General features: G+C 55.5%; 12 protein-coding genes. 3 read left to right on the top strand and 9 right to left on the bottom strand.

What is annotated here, in order from left to right; translation table 11 throughout:
* Positions 1-1,224: 1,224 nt before the first annotated feature.
* Both VGH19_17135 and VGH19_17130 read right to left on the bottom strand, forming a co-directional pair.
* On the bottom strand, positions 1,225-6,633 hold the full coding sequence (locus VGH19_17135; GenBank protein HEY1173096.1) for a M56 family metallopeptidase: 5,409 nt from the start codon (positions 6,631-6,633) through the stop codon (positions 1,225-1,227).
* Positions 6,630-7,016 carry a BlaI/MecI/CopY family transcriptional regulator gene (locus tag VGH19_17130; protein HEY1173095.1) on the bottom strand — a complete coding sequence of 129 codons (387 nt, stop codon included), beginning with the start codon at positions 7,014-7,016 and terminating at the stop codon, positions 6,630-6,632. Before VGH19_17130 ends, VGH19_17135 begins: the two co-directional genes overlap by 4 nt.
* Before the next feature lie 319 nt (positions 7,017-7,335).
* Between VGH19_17130 and VGH19_17125 the strand changes: the two genes are divergently transcribed.
* From VGH19_17125 to VGH19_17115, 3 genes are read left to right on the top strand one after another with little or no spacing between them, the layout of a single operon-like run.
* Positions 7,336-8,604, top strand: a complete 1,269-nt coding sequence (locus tag VGH19_17125; GenBank protein ID HEY1173094.1) for a hypothetical protein — start codon at positions 7,336-7,338, stop codon at positions 8,602-8,604.
* A 34-nt stretch (positions 8,605-8,638) separates the two neighbouring features.
* Entirely contained in the window at positions 8,639-9,703 is a 1,065-nt protein-coding gene (locus VGH19_17120; protein HEY1173093.1) for a putative zinc-binding metallopeptidase, read from the top strand.
* A complete protein-coding gene (locus VGH19_17115; GenBank protein HEY1173092.1) occupies positions 9,700-10,731 on the top strand; it encodes a D-alanine--D-alanine ligase in 1,032 nt (343 codons plus the stop codon). The genes VGH19_17120 and VGH19_17115 overlap by 4 nt, the downstream gene beginning before the upstream one ends.
* A gap of 195 nt (positions 10,732-10,926) precedes the next feature.
* Here the strand turns inward: VGH19_17115 and VGH19_17110 are convergent, their stop codons facing one another.
* The 7 genes from VGH19_17110 to VGH19_17080 form a co-directional block, all read right to left on the bottom strand.
* Complete coding sequence (locus VGH19_17110; protein ID HEY1173091.1) at positions 10,927-11,700, bottom strand: succinate dehydrogenase/fumarate reductase iron-sulfur subunit; 774 nt, start codon at positions 11,698-11,700, stop codon at positions 10,927-10,929.
* Positions 11,701-11,726: 26 nt separating this feature from the next.
* A complete protein-coding gene (locus VGH19_17105; GenBank protein ID HEY1173090.1) occupies positions 11,727-12,086 on the bottom strand; it encodes a four helix bundle protein in 360 nt (119 codons plus the stop codon).
* Positions 12,087-12,137: 51 nt separating this feature from the next.
* Positions 12,138-14,132, bottom strand: a complete 1,995-nt coding sequence (locus VGH19_17100) for a fumarate reductase/succinate dehydrogenase flavoprotein subunit (GenBank protein HEY1173089.1) — start codon at positions 14,130-14,132, stop codon at positions 12,138-12,140.
* A gap of 1 nt (position 14,133) precedes the next feature.
* The gene (locus tag VGH19_17095; GenBank protein ID HEY1173088.1) at positions 14,134-14,931 is read right to left on the bottom strand and encodes a succinate dehydrogenase cytochrome b subunit; all 798 of its coding nucleotides are present in this window, start codon (positions 14,929-14,931) and stop codon (positions 14,134-14,136) included.
* A gap of 257 nt (positions 14,932-15,188) precedes the next feature.
* Positions 15,189-15,878: an HAD-IA family hydrolase gene (locus VGH19_17090; protein HEY1173087.1), complete on the bottom strand. Its 690-nt coding sequence runs from the start codon at positions 15,876-15,878 to the stop codon at positions 15,189-15,191.
* A gap of 59 nt (positions 15,879-15,937) precedes the next feature.
* Positions 15,938-16,357: a hypothetical protein gene (locus VGH19_17085; protein HEY1173086.1), complete on the bottom strand. Its 420-nt coding sequence runs from the start codon at positions 16,355-16,357 to the stop codon at positions 15,938-15,940.
* Between the two features lie 15 nt (positions 16,358-16,372).
* Positions 16,373-16,666, bottom strand: a complete 294-nt coding sequence (locus tag VGH19_17080; GenBank protein ID HEY1173085.1) for a type II toxin-antitoxin system HigB family toxin — start codon at positions 16,664-16,666, stop codon at positions 16,373-16,375.
* Positions 16,667-16,700 lie beyond the last annotated feature (34 nt).

Below are 16,700 nucleotides of genomic sequence, written 5' to 3'. Positions count from 1 at the left end.
CCCATTCCCAACTTTGAACGTTCAACGTTCAAAGTTGGAAGTTGGACGTTTTTCCCTTTCTACATTCTGAACTCTTAATTCTACATTTCCTCGAAATGACCTACTGCTCAGTTTGTTCAGCCCGGCAACCCGTTCAAGGCATCCTGTGCTACGGCACTCTAGCCTCCGGCCTCAACCTCCCAAACCCAACCCTCGCCAGCCACCCCACAAAGAAATGCAAAACCCAAATCCCGGTAGGGCGGTGGTGCTCCGCCGCCCTAACCTTTTCCGTCAGGGCACTCACGAAAACACCACCCACCACCGCCGAAGCCCGTAACCCTCTTCTCCCTCTCCTCTCTCAACGAGGAGAGGGCCGGGGTGAGGAGTGAGCGAGCCAACCGATATAAAAATCACCCAGCGCCCGCCTCCCACCCGGAAGTCGAACTTCGACCGGCCTCTGCATTTCCTTAAAAGGAAACTATGTCAAAGAGCAATGAAACCACCCGACCCCTGCGAGCTATCGTTTCCTCCGTCCCTACGATTGGAACTTCAGATTCAGCGTATGTCTGATGACCCGGCTGGTTCCGCAGTGGCTACTCAGGATTCCCCGGTTTTATTCTTCACCGACGTCCCTTTCCCCCTCCAGCTTACGAGCCCCAATCCACACGCCCGATACACCCACAGATCCTAGATGATGTTGGGTTGCTTCGTGTTCTCGTTTTGCCACCAGTGCAACCGGCTGAAAACTGAACACTGAAAACTTTCCCACTCCATCATCTGATGATGGCTCCATAAGGATTGCCAAAACGATTCCATCGAATCACTCAGCGGGGATTTCAGCCTTTCGCGTGTTCCCAACTCGAAACTTCAAACTAGAAACACGTAACCGGCTTGCAGCCCTTCCTTTACCAACAACGAGTTGTCAGCAATCCCACTATCCACCTTTACAACCACTCAAACCACCGAAATCTATTATCCCACAGCGACATTTCTCCCAACCCATTCCCACAGAACAAATTCCACCCCAACTTTTCTCCCTTTTTCGCGTTTTTAGAGGGCCGCCATCCTCCCAATTTTTAACTGGGTAAAAGAAACGCACATTTCCATCCCGTCCATCCCGTCCATCCCGTCCATCCCGTCCATCCTGTCCATCCTGTCTAAATTTCCCTTCCCCCAATTCGTGCCAATCAGTGAAATTTGTGTCTTCTCCCTCTGTGGCGAACATCGGCCTCTCGTGCAACCGGCCTAATATCCCAACTCTTTGTCCGAGTTCACAAAATTCCCCGCTGGATCAATGATGCGCGGCGTCAACATCACCACCACATGCTTGATCTCCGTTTTAGGTCCGCTACGGAACAAACCCTTTTGCTGCCCCTTCTTCATTTCCGATGTACCACAGCCAATCAGCAATGTTTGTCCGTCCATGAGCACGCTCGTGTTAGTCACCTGCCGCACCCGGAAACGCGGCAGCGGCACCTCCTTGTCCGCTCCTTTGGCGGGTTTGTCGTAGCCTACGAATTGCGTCAGATTCACCCCCCATGTCATTTGCAGAGCCTTTCCATCCGGCATCACCTTTGGAACGATATCCAGCGTTGGCCCCGTCGCGACTTTATGCTCTTCCTTCACCCCGACCTCTATCTTCATTTGATCCAGCACGGAGATCTGCGCCTGCCTCCCGCTGACCGTCGTCACCTTGGGTCCCGTCAGGATATCGACCCCTTCGCCCGACAATAATTTTTGGATCAAATCTTTTGTCTGTTTGGGAGATAGCACACTAACGAAGTTAGGGAGCACGGGAGCCTCTAATCTCACATTAGGGCCGGTCGGAATTGTGGGATTCAACAACTTTGCGACCTTCAACGAATTGGTACTGCTCAAGGCCCCGCTCGTGAACCAGTTCAACCCCATCTTCTTTGCCACCTCATCCGACACCTCGATATAGCGCACCTCGATCTGCACCTGTGGTGGGATCATATTCAGCACTTCAATGGCAGACTGGATCACCTCCAGATCTCTCAACGATGCTCGCACCATCAACACTCCTGTTTTTTCATTATAAAAAACCTGACTGGCCGGAGTGCTATTTGTATCCGTCTTCACCCCTGCGTGCCGGATGAACTCCCGCCACAGATCCTGTAGATTCGTGGATGAATTCGCCGGCATCCCACTGCTCGCCCACACCTGCTGCAACCCATGATTAAAAGTATTCGGCTCCACCTTGAAAATCCGCGTGAACAACTGCGGCGGCTCGATCACCCGTTCCCGGAACACCACCGCATAATCCTCCACCTTGTAGTCCAGCCCATGCTTGCCCACGTGCGCCGTCACATTCGTGATCGCGTTCAACATCTCCCGCATCGTCAGATTCTTCAGTGGTGGATTGATCTTCACCAACACCACGCTCAGGTCCAACGCAGCTGGTGCTGGTGCCAAAGGAGCACCCAACGGGTCAGTCAAATTCTTGCCCACATTCCCTTGTAAACCCGACTGCTCATCCAGACGGGAGTTCATCATGAAGTTGATACCCAACTGCTCCGCATCCAATTTGACCGACTCATTGCGTAGATACCTTACAACCTCAGAAAGCGGCAACCCGTCAAAGAACACCTCCTTCACCACCATCTTATCCAGCTTCTCCTCGATCCGCTGTCTGGCTTTTGTAATGGTTAGGGAAGAATTCGTCCGCACATAAGGATTCGGCGTAGGCAATCCATCTCTAGCCTTCGGCACCCCACCTGGAAACACAACGTCAGAACGTTGCGCAATATCCCGCTTGCGTGCCAATTCCCCATTCCGCGCCTCCTGCACCAAGTTCATATAGTAATATGCAGCAGGATTCTTCGGATCACGCTTGATGGCTTCCTGCAACTTCTTCTCCGCCTCATCCAGCCGCCGCAGTTCATAAAGCAGCTTCGCATCCTGCACGAGAATGGATATCTCCTCCTTTACCGCAATCGTTTCCGTTACTGCCGCTGTTTGGGGTGGCACAGTCTTGGCCGTCACTTGGTTAGTCGCCCGGCCCAAAAGCAAGACCATTTCGGCAAGTTTTCCAGCTTCCACGATCTTCTGGCTGCTCTTGCGAAAAACGTCCAACTCCGCCGCCGTTGCCCAAGCGACCGCCCATTTCGCCTCATCCCCCGGCTTCTGGGGTGCGATCAACCCGAAATTACCTGCCGATAAATCAGCCCCTTGAGACTTCAAGAACTCCCGCGTGAGCAGCTCTATCTGATGCCATTGCACCTGATGCTTGTTCGTCATGCCTCTCCCGCCATTCACCTGCGCAGCCAAATCCACCGCCGACATCTCCTCCACTTTTTTCCCGGTCAACTTTTCCACTCCCATCACATAATCCGCCCCATCAAATTTATAGCTCCAAACAGCTGACGTTGACGATGTCGCTGATACCGCCGCAGAAGCTACCGTATCAGGAAAAGCCGCCAGCACCTCCAATGCGCTGGCGATGATCTCCAAATCCAGCAAAGAAGCCCGCACCATTAGCGCACCAGTCCGATCATTGAAGAAAATCTGTGTTTCGGGCGACTCATTAGAGCTCACGTTCACACCACATTTCGCGAAGAACTGGCGGGCCATGGTTTGAAGCTGTTGCGTACGAGCCACCGAATTATTTGTCGTCACCACCATCCCACTTGAAGCCGTCGGGCTTTGAAGCAGATTGGTCGGACTCGCAACCGTCAGATTCGTCGTCAGCGGCACAAGTTTCTGCCCCGTTTGCGCTTCTAAACCTTTAATCAATTTTTCTTTGTCCACCTTGAAAATCCGCGTGAACAACTGCTTCGGCTCATTCACCCGCTGCCGGAACACCACCGCATAATCCTCCACCATGAAGGTCAAACCAACCCCATCGATCGGCGTCGCCACCTTCGTGATCGCATCCAAAGCATCGATCATCCGCAGATTCTTCAACGCCGGATTGATCCTGATAATCATCTTCTCCAAATCCACCGCCTTGGGTGATGCCTGCGCCTTCAGTTCAGACTTGCCCTCCGTATTCAGCCCTCGATTTGCTGGCTGGTCATCCAGATTCGAATTGATGATAAAATTGACACCCATCTTCTCCGGATCCAGCTTCACCGATTCCTCCTGTAAAATCCTCACCACCTCCACCAAAGGCCATCCGTCAAAGAAAACCTCCTTCATCACCATCTGATCCAGCAGAGCCAGCTTACGTTGCCGCGCTTTTGTCATCGTTTGTGATCCATTCGTCCGCACATACGGATTCGGCATCGGCAATCGATTCGTCCCGGCCGGTATATCCCAACTCTTTTCTACCTGAACAATGCGTGCCCGTTGCTCCTCATCCCGCTTCTTCGCCAGATCCCCATATCGCGCCTCTTGTATCAGATTCAGGTAATAAAACGCGACCGTGTTGGCGGGATCGAATTTGATAGCTTCCTTGAACTTTATCTCCGCTTCTGCCAGCCGTTGCTGCTCGTACCATACTCTCCCGCTCTGGATCAATGCCGCCACCTCCGCCTCAACTGGCTTCGCCACTGTCTTGGCCTGAAATACCACCTTGTTTCCCTGCGATTGATACTGGTACTGCAACGGATACACCGCCCCTTTGCACACCGCATCCAACGCCTGCCGCAAAGAATCCCCATGCTCAATTTCAGCACTGCACATAACTAACCCAAGCTCAATATTCCCCATCGTCGTCGCCATCTTGCCCTCCATCTCCACCTTTAAACCCTTGAATGGAGTACTGCTGATCAACCGTTTTACCGCCTCCTCCAGCGTCACATTTTTGAGCGACACCTTGGAAAACCTGATGCCATCCAAACGAGACTCTCTTTCTTCGGCTTCAACCATTCGATCCAATCTTTCACGCTCCACCTCACGCATTCGATCCAATCTTTTAATATCTCCCTCATGCCTCGATAGTTTTCCATCTTTATCATAGCTGAAGGCAGTGTTCGTTGCTTGCACTGCCCCTTCAATTTTTCCTCCGCTCACATCCAACTTGGCGATCACATCCTCCACATTTCCCATGTCACCCTTCACCACAGAGACCAGCAACTTCTTCGCCCGGTCATCCGCCACTATTTTCCCCCGCGAATCCGTTATGGCAGTCCCCACCGCAGTAACGATTTCCGTCGGCAATGCAATTTTCAGATTGAACACCTTGGTGACCAGCGGCTCCAAAGCCTTCTCCGCGCGTCCATCGCTCTCAACCGTCGATTTCTCTGCCTGAGCAACCACTAACACTGGTCTCGGTTCCCGCCTGATATCCGCCTCCTCAGTCTTCAGAATCCCCGACATCATGTTCCACGCCCCACTAATCAACCCCGACCACGGCGCACTCTGATCCCGCCTCACCCACCCCGACCCAACGAGCAACACCCCCACCAACAAAACAGGCATCCCCACCTTCACCATCCGCGTCCGCCAAGCCGCTGGACGTGACACCATCTCCGCAGAAAGCTCCAACAACCGCTCCACTCGTTGTCCCAACCGCGAACGAAAACCGCTCCCCTCAATGCCGATGGACTCCAGCGATCCCTTCCCTGTCATCTCCTGCGCGATCGTCACCAGGCACTCCGCCAGCGTCTCCGGTCCGTGCTTCGCCAGTACACACGCCTCATCCGCCGCCATCTCGCTCGCCACCTGCAAGCGCGCCCGTGCCACCCACACCAGCGGATGCCACCACAGCACTGATACCAGCGCATCCGCCAGCAGATACCACAATGGATCACGCGCCGCCAGATGCGCTAGTTCATGCGCCAAGATCGCCTCCTGCTGCTTCCGCCCAAACTTCTCCGCAAATCCCGACGGCAACGCGATCGTCAACCGGACCAAGCCGAACACCACCGGCGTCTGGATGCGCCCCGTCTCCAACACCTGCACTGACTGCTTCAAACCCAGCTTCCGCGCGATCCCCTGCACGCGCTCAAACAACTGCCTGTCGAATATTGACGGGCGCATGCGGGCGCTGCCCCCGATCGCCAGGAGCTGAGGAGAGCACCGCAACGCTTCATCTCCCTCGCCCCTCGGAGGGGAGAGGGACGGGGTGAGGGGTGCCCGCCTGCCAGTTTTGCTTTCCCGCCCCCAATCTCCATCCCCTTCACCCGCCACCACCCGGCTCCGCGCACAAAACCGCAGCAACAAAAACCTCCCCACTAACAAACGCGCCCCCAGCACCAACGTCCCCACCACCCAAACCAAAAGCACCAACGCCAGCACCAAAGGAAACTTCCTTGCCGAATCAACCTGCTCCTCCACCTTGGCCGCCGAAACCTCCGCGATCGTATCCACCTTCACCGCCAAATCTTCAACCCTTGGAGCAGTCGCCACCGGCTCCACCAAGTTCACCGCAGGCAAAGGCTCTGTCGGCACAGGAACACTCAACTCCGTCGCAGTGATTTCTATGGGCGCATGAAAAGGCGTTCCGGACTCCACCACTTCCGGTTTCACCTCCACTACAGGCGCATCCACTCGAACTTCTTTACGAGCGAACACCGGCGTCAACGCCGCGAACTCCACCACCAACACCCCCGTCAGCGCGATCAACCCCGCCTGCCACAACGTCCGCTGCCAGATGACCGACCGCATCCGCCACGTCACCAGCAGTGAGAGCACAACCACCAGCGCCACCTCCACCGCCAGCCACCCCACCATATGCCACGGCGCGCTCATAGTTTCTTCTTCCTTTCCTCGATGAGCTTTTGCATCCGCGCCAGTTCCTCCTTGCTCACCTCACGGGAGGTCAGCAGATGGTTCATCGCCTCCGCCAGGCTCCCTTCAAAAAAACGGTCCACGAGGTCATTGAGCGCGCCTTTCGTAACTTCATGCTCCGCGACCATCGCCGCGTAAATGAACGTCCTCCCCTCCGTCCGATGTTTCACCAACCCCCGCGCCTCCATCTTTCTCAACATGGTGGCGATGGTCGTATAGGCAAAATCATCCTCCGCACTCAACGCCTCGTGAACCTCTCCAACCGTCCCTTCGCGCTTCCCCCAAAGCACTTTCAGGATCCGCAGTTGAAGCTCCCCTAACCGATGCACCTTGGCCGTCTTCATGGTAAAAATCTCGGGTTAACGACCACAGTAATACTACCAAGGTAGTAATAAGTCAAGCCCTCCAATAATGTGCTGCCGGATTCCAGCCGGCAGTCCCTTCCCCGGCGGACACCTCCGCCGCCAACCTTCCATGCCCGATGTCCCACCATCAATGGCCCGCCGTTGCAACCGGCCATTCGTTTGACCCCATTCGGTTGATTCGTTTTCCCATTTGGATGTTCAGAGTTCGATGTTTCCCTCTTGGACATTAGTCATTGCTCATTCCTTCGTCATTCAGGCTTGGTCATTCGTCATTCCCCTGCTATCAATCCTCCAGCCCATGAAATCGAGCCATATTCTCTCCCTCGCTTTTGCGCTCACGTCTCTGTTGAGCACATCCGTTGCCTCCGCCCAGGAAGCCCGCTGGTGGAAAGGCAACCTCCACACCCACACCCTCTGGAGTGATGGCGATGACTATCCCGAGATGGTCGGCTCCTGGTACAAGACCAATGGCTGGAACTTCCTCATGCTCACGGACCATAACGTCCTCGCCCAAGGCGAACGCTGGCTCGTGGCCACCAATCGCGGTGGCGGCAAGGTGCTGGATAAATACATCGCTGCTTACGGCAAAGATTGGGTGAACCAGCGCACCAATGACAAAAACCAGCCCGAAGTCCGCCTCAAAACATTCGAAGAATTCAGCAAGAAGCTCAATGAATCCGGCAAATTCATCATGATCCCTGGCGAGGAGATCAGCGATAAATACAAGACCGCCCCCATCCACATCAACTTCACCAACCCTCGTAAAGTCATCCAGCCTCAAGGCGGTGATAGCGTGTTGGAAGTCATCCAGCGCAACTTCGATGCCGCCGCCGCCCAGCGCGCTGAGACCGGCCAGCCGATGTACACGCATCTTAATCATCCGAACTTCCGCTGGGGCGTGACCGCCGAGGAGATGATGCCCGTGCGTGGCATGAAATTCTTCGAGGTCTATAACGGCCATCCCTCAGTTTACAATGAAGGTGATAGCATCCATGCTGGTGTAGAAAAGGTCTGGGACATCTGCCTCGCCCATCGCCTCACCTCCTTGAATCTCGGCGTCCTCTACGGTCTCGGTACCGATGACTCGCACAATTATCAAGACATGGCCGTAGGCAAGAGCAACAGCGGTCGCGGTTGGGTCATGGTCCGCTCCAAGGATCTCAGCATCAACTCCCTCATCGCCGCTCTTGAAGCCGGTGATTTCTACGCCTCCAGCGGCGTCACCTTGAAAGACGTTCAACGCAAAGGCGATGAACTCAGCCTCGAGATTGCCCCGCAGTCCGGCATCGAATACACCATCGAATTCATCGGCACCAAACGCGGCTTCAATGCCAAGAGCGAACCCGTTCTGGCACCAAATGGCGAAGCCATCCGCGTAACCCGCCGTTACAGCGATGACATCGGCCAGGTCCTCTCCACCGTCAAAGGCACCAAAGCCACCTACAAACTGAAAGGTGATGAGATCTACGTCCGCGCCCGCATCACCTCCACAAAAGTAAAAGCCAACCCCTATCGCGCCGGAGAATTCGAACAAGCCTGGACCCAACCCCTCGTGAACACCAAATAACCCGACGAAACACGATGCCCGTGCTGCCGGCATCTTGCCGGCAGGACAAGCGCGCACGACGAATCACAAAACCCTTCGATTGAAACCCGTCATCAATCTCAACCGCCTGAACGAGGAACAACTCCTCGACCTGCGCCTCTGTGATCTGCCCCTGCGCATCACCGGCTCACCCCTCGCGGTCCTGATTGATCGCCTCTACGCCGAGCTCGCTGAACGCGGCATCGATTTCCAACCGCCCTGCTGGCTTGCGGAAGAATGGTTCTCGCCCGATGCCGTTCCCGGCATCGCCATCCCCTTCTTCCTCGCCCATCCGCGCCTCGCTGCGCTGGAAAAGAAATTCATGCTCGAGGTAGAAGGCGGCACTGATCACCAATGCATGCGCATCCTGCGCCATGAAGCCGGGCATGCGCTCGACACCGCCTATCGCCTGCACCGCCGCAAAGAATGGCGGGAGATGTTCGGCTCCTTCGCCACACCGTATCCGAACAGCTACCAACCACGCCCCAATAGCCGCCGCTACGTGCTGCACTTGGATGCCTGGTATGCCCAGGCGCATCCCGCCGAAGATTTCGCCGAGACCTTCGCCGTCTGGCTCACACCCAATTCCCGCTGGCGTACGCGTTACGCCGGTTGGGACGCCCTGGAGAAACTCGAGTTCGTGGATGAACTGATGGAAGACATCTCCGGAGCTGCGCCTGCAAATCGCAAACGCAAGCCCGTCGAACCGCTCAAGGAATGCAAGACCACCTTGCGCGAACATTACCGCCATAAGACCGAGTATTATCAGACGGAAGGCAGCTCTCGCTACGATCGCATTCTGCTGCGTGTCTTCTCCAATCACGAACGCTATCACGGCAATGAAGCCGCCTCCGCTTACTTACGCCGCATTCAGAAGGAACTCGTGCCCTTAGTCTCACACGGTACAGGCGTTCATGCCTACACCATCCGCCATGTCGTCTTGCAGTTGATTCGTCGCTGTCAGGAGTTAAAACTGCGTGTAGCAGGCTCGCATCGCCGTGCGTGGATGAACTCCCTCGTCATGCTCACCACGCAGTCCATGAACGCTTTGCACACAGGTCACTATCGTTTTGCCGTATGAGTTTCACGGTCAAAAAACCGTTACGCGTGCTGGTCCTCTGCCACGAGGACCTGGTGCCGCCTGATTCCATCGAGGGCCTGAGTGATAAGGAAATCCAGCCGTGGAAAACGGAGTATGATGTGATCCACGCGTTGCGCACCATGGGCCATGAAGTTTTCCCCATCGGCCTCTACAGCGATCTGAACGTCATCCGCCAGGCCATCGAAGCACATCAACCGCACATCGCTTTCAACCTGCTCGAAGAATTTCACGGCGATGCCCTCTTCGATCAGCATGTCGTCAGCTATCTCGAACTGCGCCAGCTCCCCTACACCGGCTGCAATCCGCGCGGCCTCACGCTCGCTCATGATAAGGCGCTCTCGAAAAAGATTCTCGCCTATCACCGCATCCCGGTGCCGCAATTCATCGTGGTGCCCGTGAACCGCAAGCCACATCGCCCCAAGCGACTTAAGTTCCCCCTCTTCGTGAAGTCGCTGGTGGATGAAGGCTCCGTCGGCATCTCCCAAGCCTCCATCGTGCATGACGACGCCAAGCTCGCCGAACGCGTCACCTTCATCCATGAGAAGACGAAGAACCCCGCGATCGTGGAAGAATTCATCGAAGGTCGTGAACTCTACATCGCCATGATGGGCAACGAACGCCTGCAATCATTCACCCCTTGGGAACTGCTCATCGAGCGATTGCCGGAAGGCGCGCCCGTCATCGCCACCAGCAAGCTCAAGTGGGATTATCGCTATCAGGAAAAAGTCGGCGTGAAGACTGCCGCCGCTGAACTCACACCTGAGTTGCGCAAGAAAGTGGAGCACCTCTCCAAACGTATCTACCGCCTGCTCTATCTCAGCGGCTGCGCCCGCCTCGACTTTCGCATGACTCCGGAAGGCGAATTCTATCTGCTGGAAGCCAATCCAAATCCGAACATCTCCTTCGGCGAAGACTTCACCGAAGCCGCCGAGCACTGCGGCATCCACTACGAAGAAGTCCTCCAAAAGCTCATCACCCTGGGCCTAAGCTACCGCCGAATGGCCTAACCAGAGGAGCGCGGCTTTCAAGCCGCTTCAACATTCGCAACTCAGCCGGTCCTTATCTCACAACGGCGCCCACTCTCATTCGTCATTTCCTCATTCCTTCGTCATTGAGATTTGGTCATTCGTCATTTTGCGACAGCAAAAAAGCGCCAGCGTGCATGCTGGCGCTTTCCGTATCTCGCTTGAGGATAAAACTGCTTAAGCTCCGCCGCCCGCGATCGGTTTCGGATCACCCTTCAACAAAGCGACCGCGTAATCGCGATTCATCATCGCGATGAAATCCAAGGTGATGCTCTTCGGGCAAACGGCCTCGCAGGAACCCGTCACCGAGCAACTGCCGAAGCCTTCCTTGTCCATCTGATCCACCATCGCCTTCACGCGCTTGAAACGTTCCGGCTGGCCTTGCGGCAGCAGACCGAGATGCGACACCTTGGCCGCCACGAACAGCATCGCGCTCGCGTTCTTGCACGCGGCCACGCACGCACCGCAACCGATGCATTGCGCCGCATCCATCGCCATATCGGAATCATCTTTCGGCACCGGAATGGAGTTCGCATCCGGCGCCGCACCCGTGCGCACCGTGATGAAGCCACCGGCCTGCTGGATGCGATCAAACGGCTTACGGTCGCAAACCAAATCTTTGATGATCTCAAACGGCTTCGCGCGGAACGGCTCCACGTAGATTTCGTCGCCGTCCTGGAAGCTGCGCATGTATGTCTGGCACGTCGCGATGCCCTGATGCGGGCCGTGCGGCTTGCCATCGATCACCAGTGAGCACGTGCCGCAGATACCCTCACGGCAGTCGTGATCGAACGCGATCGGCTCCTCGCCCTTGTTCGCCAGCTCTTCGTTCACCACGTCGAGCATCTCGAGGAACGACATATTCGCGTTCAGCACCGGCGTCTGGTAAGTCTTGAACTCACCGGGCGTGCTCGCGTTCTTCTGACGCCAAACTTTCAATGTAACTTTCATGGAATTTACGATTTGGGATTTACGATTTACGAGCCACCAGCACTTCGGCTCCTCTTGATTGAGGCAACCGTGATAGCCAGCAACTCGTCCCCTTCTATCATCAACTGTCCAAGTTTATTTTCGGGCATCACACCCGCTTCCACCATCAACTCCATCCAATAAAGCGATTCATCACACTCTTCTTCGACGATCTTCAACTTGTTGACGAAATCCGCAGAAGACTTTGCCCGGCAAGCTGCGCGATAATTGGCACCCACTGAAGTGCCTGACCGCAACAGTTGCTTCCCCAGCACATTGGCAACTCTTTCATGAGGAAGAGCTTCTACCGCTTTGATAACCCTCAAAGCGTAGTTTTTCGTGCGCTGTTTAAGCTCAATCTTGTCCATAGACGCACTGCGTAAAAGCAGGCTCGTAAATCGTCATTCCAAAATCGTAAATCACTTATAGGAGCGGGTGCTCATATGAACCTCCTCATAGATCAGAGGTTCTTTGTTCAAGATCGGTTTTTTGCCCACACCGGTGAATTCCCAGCCGGAAACAAACGCGAACTCATCATCGCGACGTTTCACATCACCCGGATTCACGAGGCCTTTCTTCGTTTCCTCGTCATTCGCCGTGTACTGATATTCTTCGCGGAAGTGACCGCCACAGCTCTCTTCGCGCGTAAGCGCATCGAGGCACGTCAGTTCACCCAGTTCGATGAAGTCGGCCACGCGACCGGCCTGTTCGAGGGATTGGTTCCATTCGTTCCCTTCGCCCAGCACTTTGACGTTCTGCCAAAACTCCTCGCGCAGGGCCGGCAGCAACTGCAGTGCTTTTTCTAGGCCCGCCTTCGTGCGCGCCATGCCGCAGTAATCCCACATGATCTTGCCAAGCTCCTTGTGGAAGCTCTGCGGTGTGCGCTTGCCCTTCGATTCCAGGAAGAACTTCGTCATCTTGCGCACGTTCTCTTCCGCTTCCGTGAAGGCGGCATGATCCGTCTTCGGTCGCTTGGCCGGACTCTGCGAGGCCAGATAACCGGCGATCGTCGCCGGGATCACAAAGTAACCATCTGCCAAACCTTGCATCAGCGCCGAGGCACCGAGGCGGTTCGCACCGTGATCGGAGAAGTTCGCTTCGCCCATCACGAACAGGCCGGAGACGTTGCTCATCAGGTTGTAATCCACCCACAGGCCGCCCATCGTGTAATGCACGGCAGGATAGATACGCATCGGCGTCTTATACGCGTCCTCGTTCGTGATTTCATGATACATCGCGAAGAGGTTGCCGTAACGCTCGCGCACCTTGGGCTCGCCCAAACGGCTGATAGCGTCTGAGAAATCAAGATAAACTCCGAGGCCCGTTTCCCCCACACCACGGCCTTCATCACACACCATCTTGGCCGCACGGCTGGCGATATCGCGCGGAGCCAGATTACCGAACGCCGAATACATGCGTTCCAGATAGTAATCGCGATCTTGTTCCGCGATGTCCGCCGGATTCTTCTTACAATCTTCCTTCCGCTTCGGCACCCACACGCGACCGTCATTGCGCAGGGATTCGGACATCAGCGTCAGTTTGGACTGATAATCACCGGAAACCGGGATACACGTCGGATGGATCTGCGTGTAACAAGGATTCGCAAAGCAGGCCCCGCGCTTGTAAGCGCGCCAGCTCGCCGTCACGTTGGAACCACGCGCATACGTGGAAAGGTTGAACAGGTTGCCGTAACCACCCGTGGCCAGCACCACGGCATCCGCACTGTGCCGGGTGATCTCACCCGTCTGCAGATTGCGCACGATGATACCCTTCGCGTGGCCGTCCACGACCACGAGATCCAGCATCTCCGAGTGCGTGTAAGACTTCACCCCACCATTGGCGATGTTGCGGTTCAGCGCGGAATAAGCGCCGAGCAATAACTGCTGCCCTGTCTGGCCGCGCGCATAGAACGTACGGGAAACCTGAGCGCCACCAAAAGAACGGTTATCCAGCAACCCACCGTATTCACGGGCGAACGGTACGCCTTGCGCCGCGCATTGGTCGATGATGTTCACGGACACCTCGGCCAAACGATGCACGTTCGCTTCGCGCGAACGGAAGTCGCCACCCTTGATGGTGTCGTAGAAAAGACGGCGCACCGAGTCACCGTCATTCTGATAATTCTTCGCAGCATTGATACCGCCCTGTGCCGCCACGGAGTGCGCGCGACGTGGGGAATCATGGAATACGAAGTTATGCACGTCGTAGCCCAGCTCGGCCAGCGTGGCGGAAGCCGAAGCACCGGCCAGACCGGCACCCACGATGATGATCTTGTATTTCCGCTTGTTCGCCGGATTGATCAGCTTGCTGTTGAACTTGTAGCTCTCCCACTTTTGAGCGAGCGGACCGGACGGAACGCCGGACTTCAACTTCTGGTCCTGCGGCACGGGGATTTCGTGATTCGTTGTAGCCATGTTACTTCACAGCCTCCTTTCCGGAAACAGCAGCGATATTGACGGTTTCGATTTGCTGAACGGACGCAGACTCTGCCTTCAATCTTACCTTCTCGGCGTAATCACTGCCGATCACCCGTGCGAAGATCGCGATCGGAATGATGGAATAACCCACCAAGATCGCGATGCTCAGCACCTTCGCGAACTTCGTCACCACTGGCCACCAGGCATACGTCCGCAGACCGAGAGATTGGAACATGCTCGCCACACCATGATTCAAATGCATGAAGAGCAGAGCTTGTGCGATAAGGTAGAAGAGTGTCACCCACCACACTTGGAAGCCCAGCACCATCATCGCGTAAACATCGGGGATCGTTTCGCCATTTAACACCGTAGTGAGTTTGGTGAAGTCATGTGTACCATTGATTGGCAGCAGCACCGTGAAGTGCGCCAGATGATACACGATGAAAGCGAGGATCACCGAACCGCTCCAGATCATATACTGGGAGGACTTGGAGGCACCGTTCTCCTTCCACTTGGCATACTGCACCGGGCGGGCGGCCTTGTTCTCCATCGTCAACCGCACTGCGGTCACGATGTGGATGGCCACCATCGCCAGCAGACCCAAGCGCGCGCCCCAGATCAGACCGGGCTTGCTCTTGAGGAAGTGGGCGTAGCCGTTGATAAGTTCCGGCGGGCCGAAGACTTGGAGATTTCCGACTAGGTGACCTATGACAAATCCGAGCAGAGCCACGCCGGATATCGCCATCAGGTATTTCTTACCCAGCGATGAATTGAAAAGGCGGTCAATTATCTTCATGAACGTTGTTTCCGTCGTGGCCTTTGGTTTGCGGGCATTATTCGTCCGCAGAGTATGGGGCCTCGGCTTTACAAACTCACTGAATCTAAAAGGGAATTTTCACCAGCGTCAATGAGGACAGCTAAAGTATAAGCCACCCTTGGCCATGAGTAACCCTGACTAATGCCAATAGCGCACCCTGATAAGGCCAGCGTGTTTTCCTCCTTCTCCCCTCGGAGGGGAGAAGGATTGAGGATGAGGGGTGCCGGTAAAAAGCCCTAACTCCCGCCCATCTCCACTTCCACTCTCAACCGCTCCAGCCAACCTGGCACCTCGGTGAGCGCCCGGATGTCTCCCCCGCCCTTGCGGTCCAGATGCAACCCATGCAACCCTGCACTCCGCGCCCCCTCCGCATCCTCCAACCGGCTATCTCCCACATGCAGAACCGCACCCGGCGCCGCCCCTAAACTCCTGAGGGCCTGCTCAAAGATAACCCCTTCCGGCTTCGGAAACTGCACCTCACACGACACCGTGATGGCCTGAAAATAAGGGGTTAATTTGAGATTCTTAAGCAAAGGCCGCAGCCGCTCATCCCAGTTGGAGATCACACCCAGATTGAAATCCCGGCTGGCCAGTTCATCCAGCACCTCCAACGCATCATCATGGATCTGCCAAACCTCGGCATCAATGAATCGCCGGTAAAGCGCCGGAAAGAAGGCATCCGGCAGCTTGGCCGCCAGCGGACCAAACGTATTCCGCACCAGCCCATACCAAGCCTCTTCCGAGTAATCGAAAGCTGTCTTGGCCTTCCAAGCCTGTTTGAAGCCCTCGGTCAGCGCCGTTCCATCCGCCTTCACCCCGAACCGCCCCGCCATCTCCGCATAGACATGCCCCACCGAAGGCGTGGGACTGATCAAAGTCCCGCCTACGTCAAACGTCACCGTATGCACCGGACACCGGGGGTTCATTTCGCCCCCTAGTCTTCGCGAGAAGGGCCAAGGTGCAAGCAAATTGGAGCAATTAAGGGTTAGCCCTTAGATGGCTTTTTCTTTGCAGCTTTTTTCTTCGGTTCAGCCACGCGGTAGGGCAGAGGTGTTTCTTGCAGCAAAACCTCCGCTGGAATCTGCAACCCGGTGTTAAAAGCCCGGATCATGGATAGACTCAGCGGACGCTTGTAACTCAGCACTTCGGAGATCTTGCTCTTGCTGGAAACATATTGCTGCAAATCCGCCGGACGCAATCCCTCCTGTTCCATGCGAAAACGAATAGCCTCAATCGGATCAGGTGACTCGATAGGAAAGTGCTCTTCCTCGTACTTCTCCACCAGCAAAGACCAAAGCTCGAGTTCATCCTCCTTCGGCGAACCCGGCGCAGCATCCATCAGCTTCTCCACATGCGCCAGTGCTGCCTCATACTCTTGCTCAGTTTGAATGACTTTGGCCTTCATAGTTCACCTTTCCGTTTAAATTGTTTCTGCATTTATCCGGTCATACTCCGCATGTGTCCCCACAAACCGGATGAACACCAAGCTGCGATTGTAATGCACCTTCACCACGAGCCGATAATTATTGCCCTTGATATCAAACACCACCCGGTTCCCCGGCAGCACATCTGCGGAGCGATAGCGCGCCTTGATATCTGCAAATGACTTCCACTCGGCCGCTTCTGCTTCATGGAACCACGCCTTTAGCTGCTGCTCCGCATCTGCGTGTTCTTCCCAAAAATCTCGCAACGTCTTTCGTGCTATTACTCTCATCAGCTTACCCTCTTTTCATCCCAGCGCAACAGAA

The sequence above is a fragment of the Verrucomicrobiia bacterium genome (genome assembly GCA_036405135.1).
Lineage (GTDB): Bacteria > Verrucomicrobiota > Verrucomicrobiia > Limisphaerales > JAEYXS01 > JAEYXS01.
The sequence above is the reverse complement of the archived record's forward strand: the minus strand, read 5'-3'. Positions and strand labels throughout refer to the sequence as shown.

Excerpts from the sequence above, each read along its gene's own strand:
- VGH19_17105 (HEY1173090.1), bottom strand. The coding sequence starts at position 12,086 with ATGGACAAGATTGAGCTTAAACAGCGCACGAAAAACTACGCTTTGAGG.
- VGH19_17080 (HEY1173085.1), bottom strand. The coding sequence starts at position 16,666 with ATGAGAGTAATAGCACGAAAGACGTTGCGAGATTTTTGGGAAGAACAC.
- VGH19_17135 (HEY1173096.1), bottom strand. The coding sequence starts at position 6,633 with ATGAGCGCGCCGTGGCATATGGTGGGGTGGCTGGCGGTGGAGGTGGCG.
- VGH19_17110 (HEY1173091.1), bottom strand. The coding sequence starts at position 11,700 with ATGAAAGTTACATTGAAAGTTTGGCGTCAGAAGAACGCGAGCACGCCC.
- VGH19_17085 (HEY1173086.1), bottom strand. The coding sequence starts at position 16,357 with ATGAAGGCCAAAGTCATTCAAACTGAGCAAGAGTATGAGGCAGCACTG.
- VGH19_17115 (HEY1173092.1), top strand. The coding sequence starts at position 9,700 with ATGAGTTTCACGGTCAAAAAACCGTTACGCGTGCTGGTCCTCTGCCAC.
- VGH19_17125 (HEY1173094.1), top strand. The coding sequence starts at position 7,336 with ATGAAATCGAGCCATATTCTCTCCCTCGCTTTTGCGCTCACGTCTCTG.
- VGH19_17130 (HEY1173095.1), bottom strand. The coding sequence starts at position 7,016 with ATGAAGACGGCCAAGGTGCATCGGTTAGGGGAGCTTCAACTGCGGATC.
- VGH19_17090 (HEY1173087.1), bottom strand. The coding sequence starts at position 15,878 with ATGAACCCCCGGTGTCCGGTGCATACGGTGACGTTTGACGTAGGCGGG.
- VGH19_17095 (HEY1173088.1), bottom strand. The coding sequence starts at position 14,931 with ATGAAGATAATTGACCGCCTTTTCAATTCATCGCTGGGTAAGAAATAC.
- VGH19_17100 (HEY1173089.1), bottom strand. The coding sequence starts at position 14,132 with ATGGCTACAACGAATCACGAAATCCCCGTGCCGCAGGACCAGAAGTTG.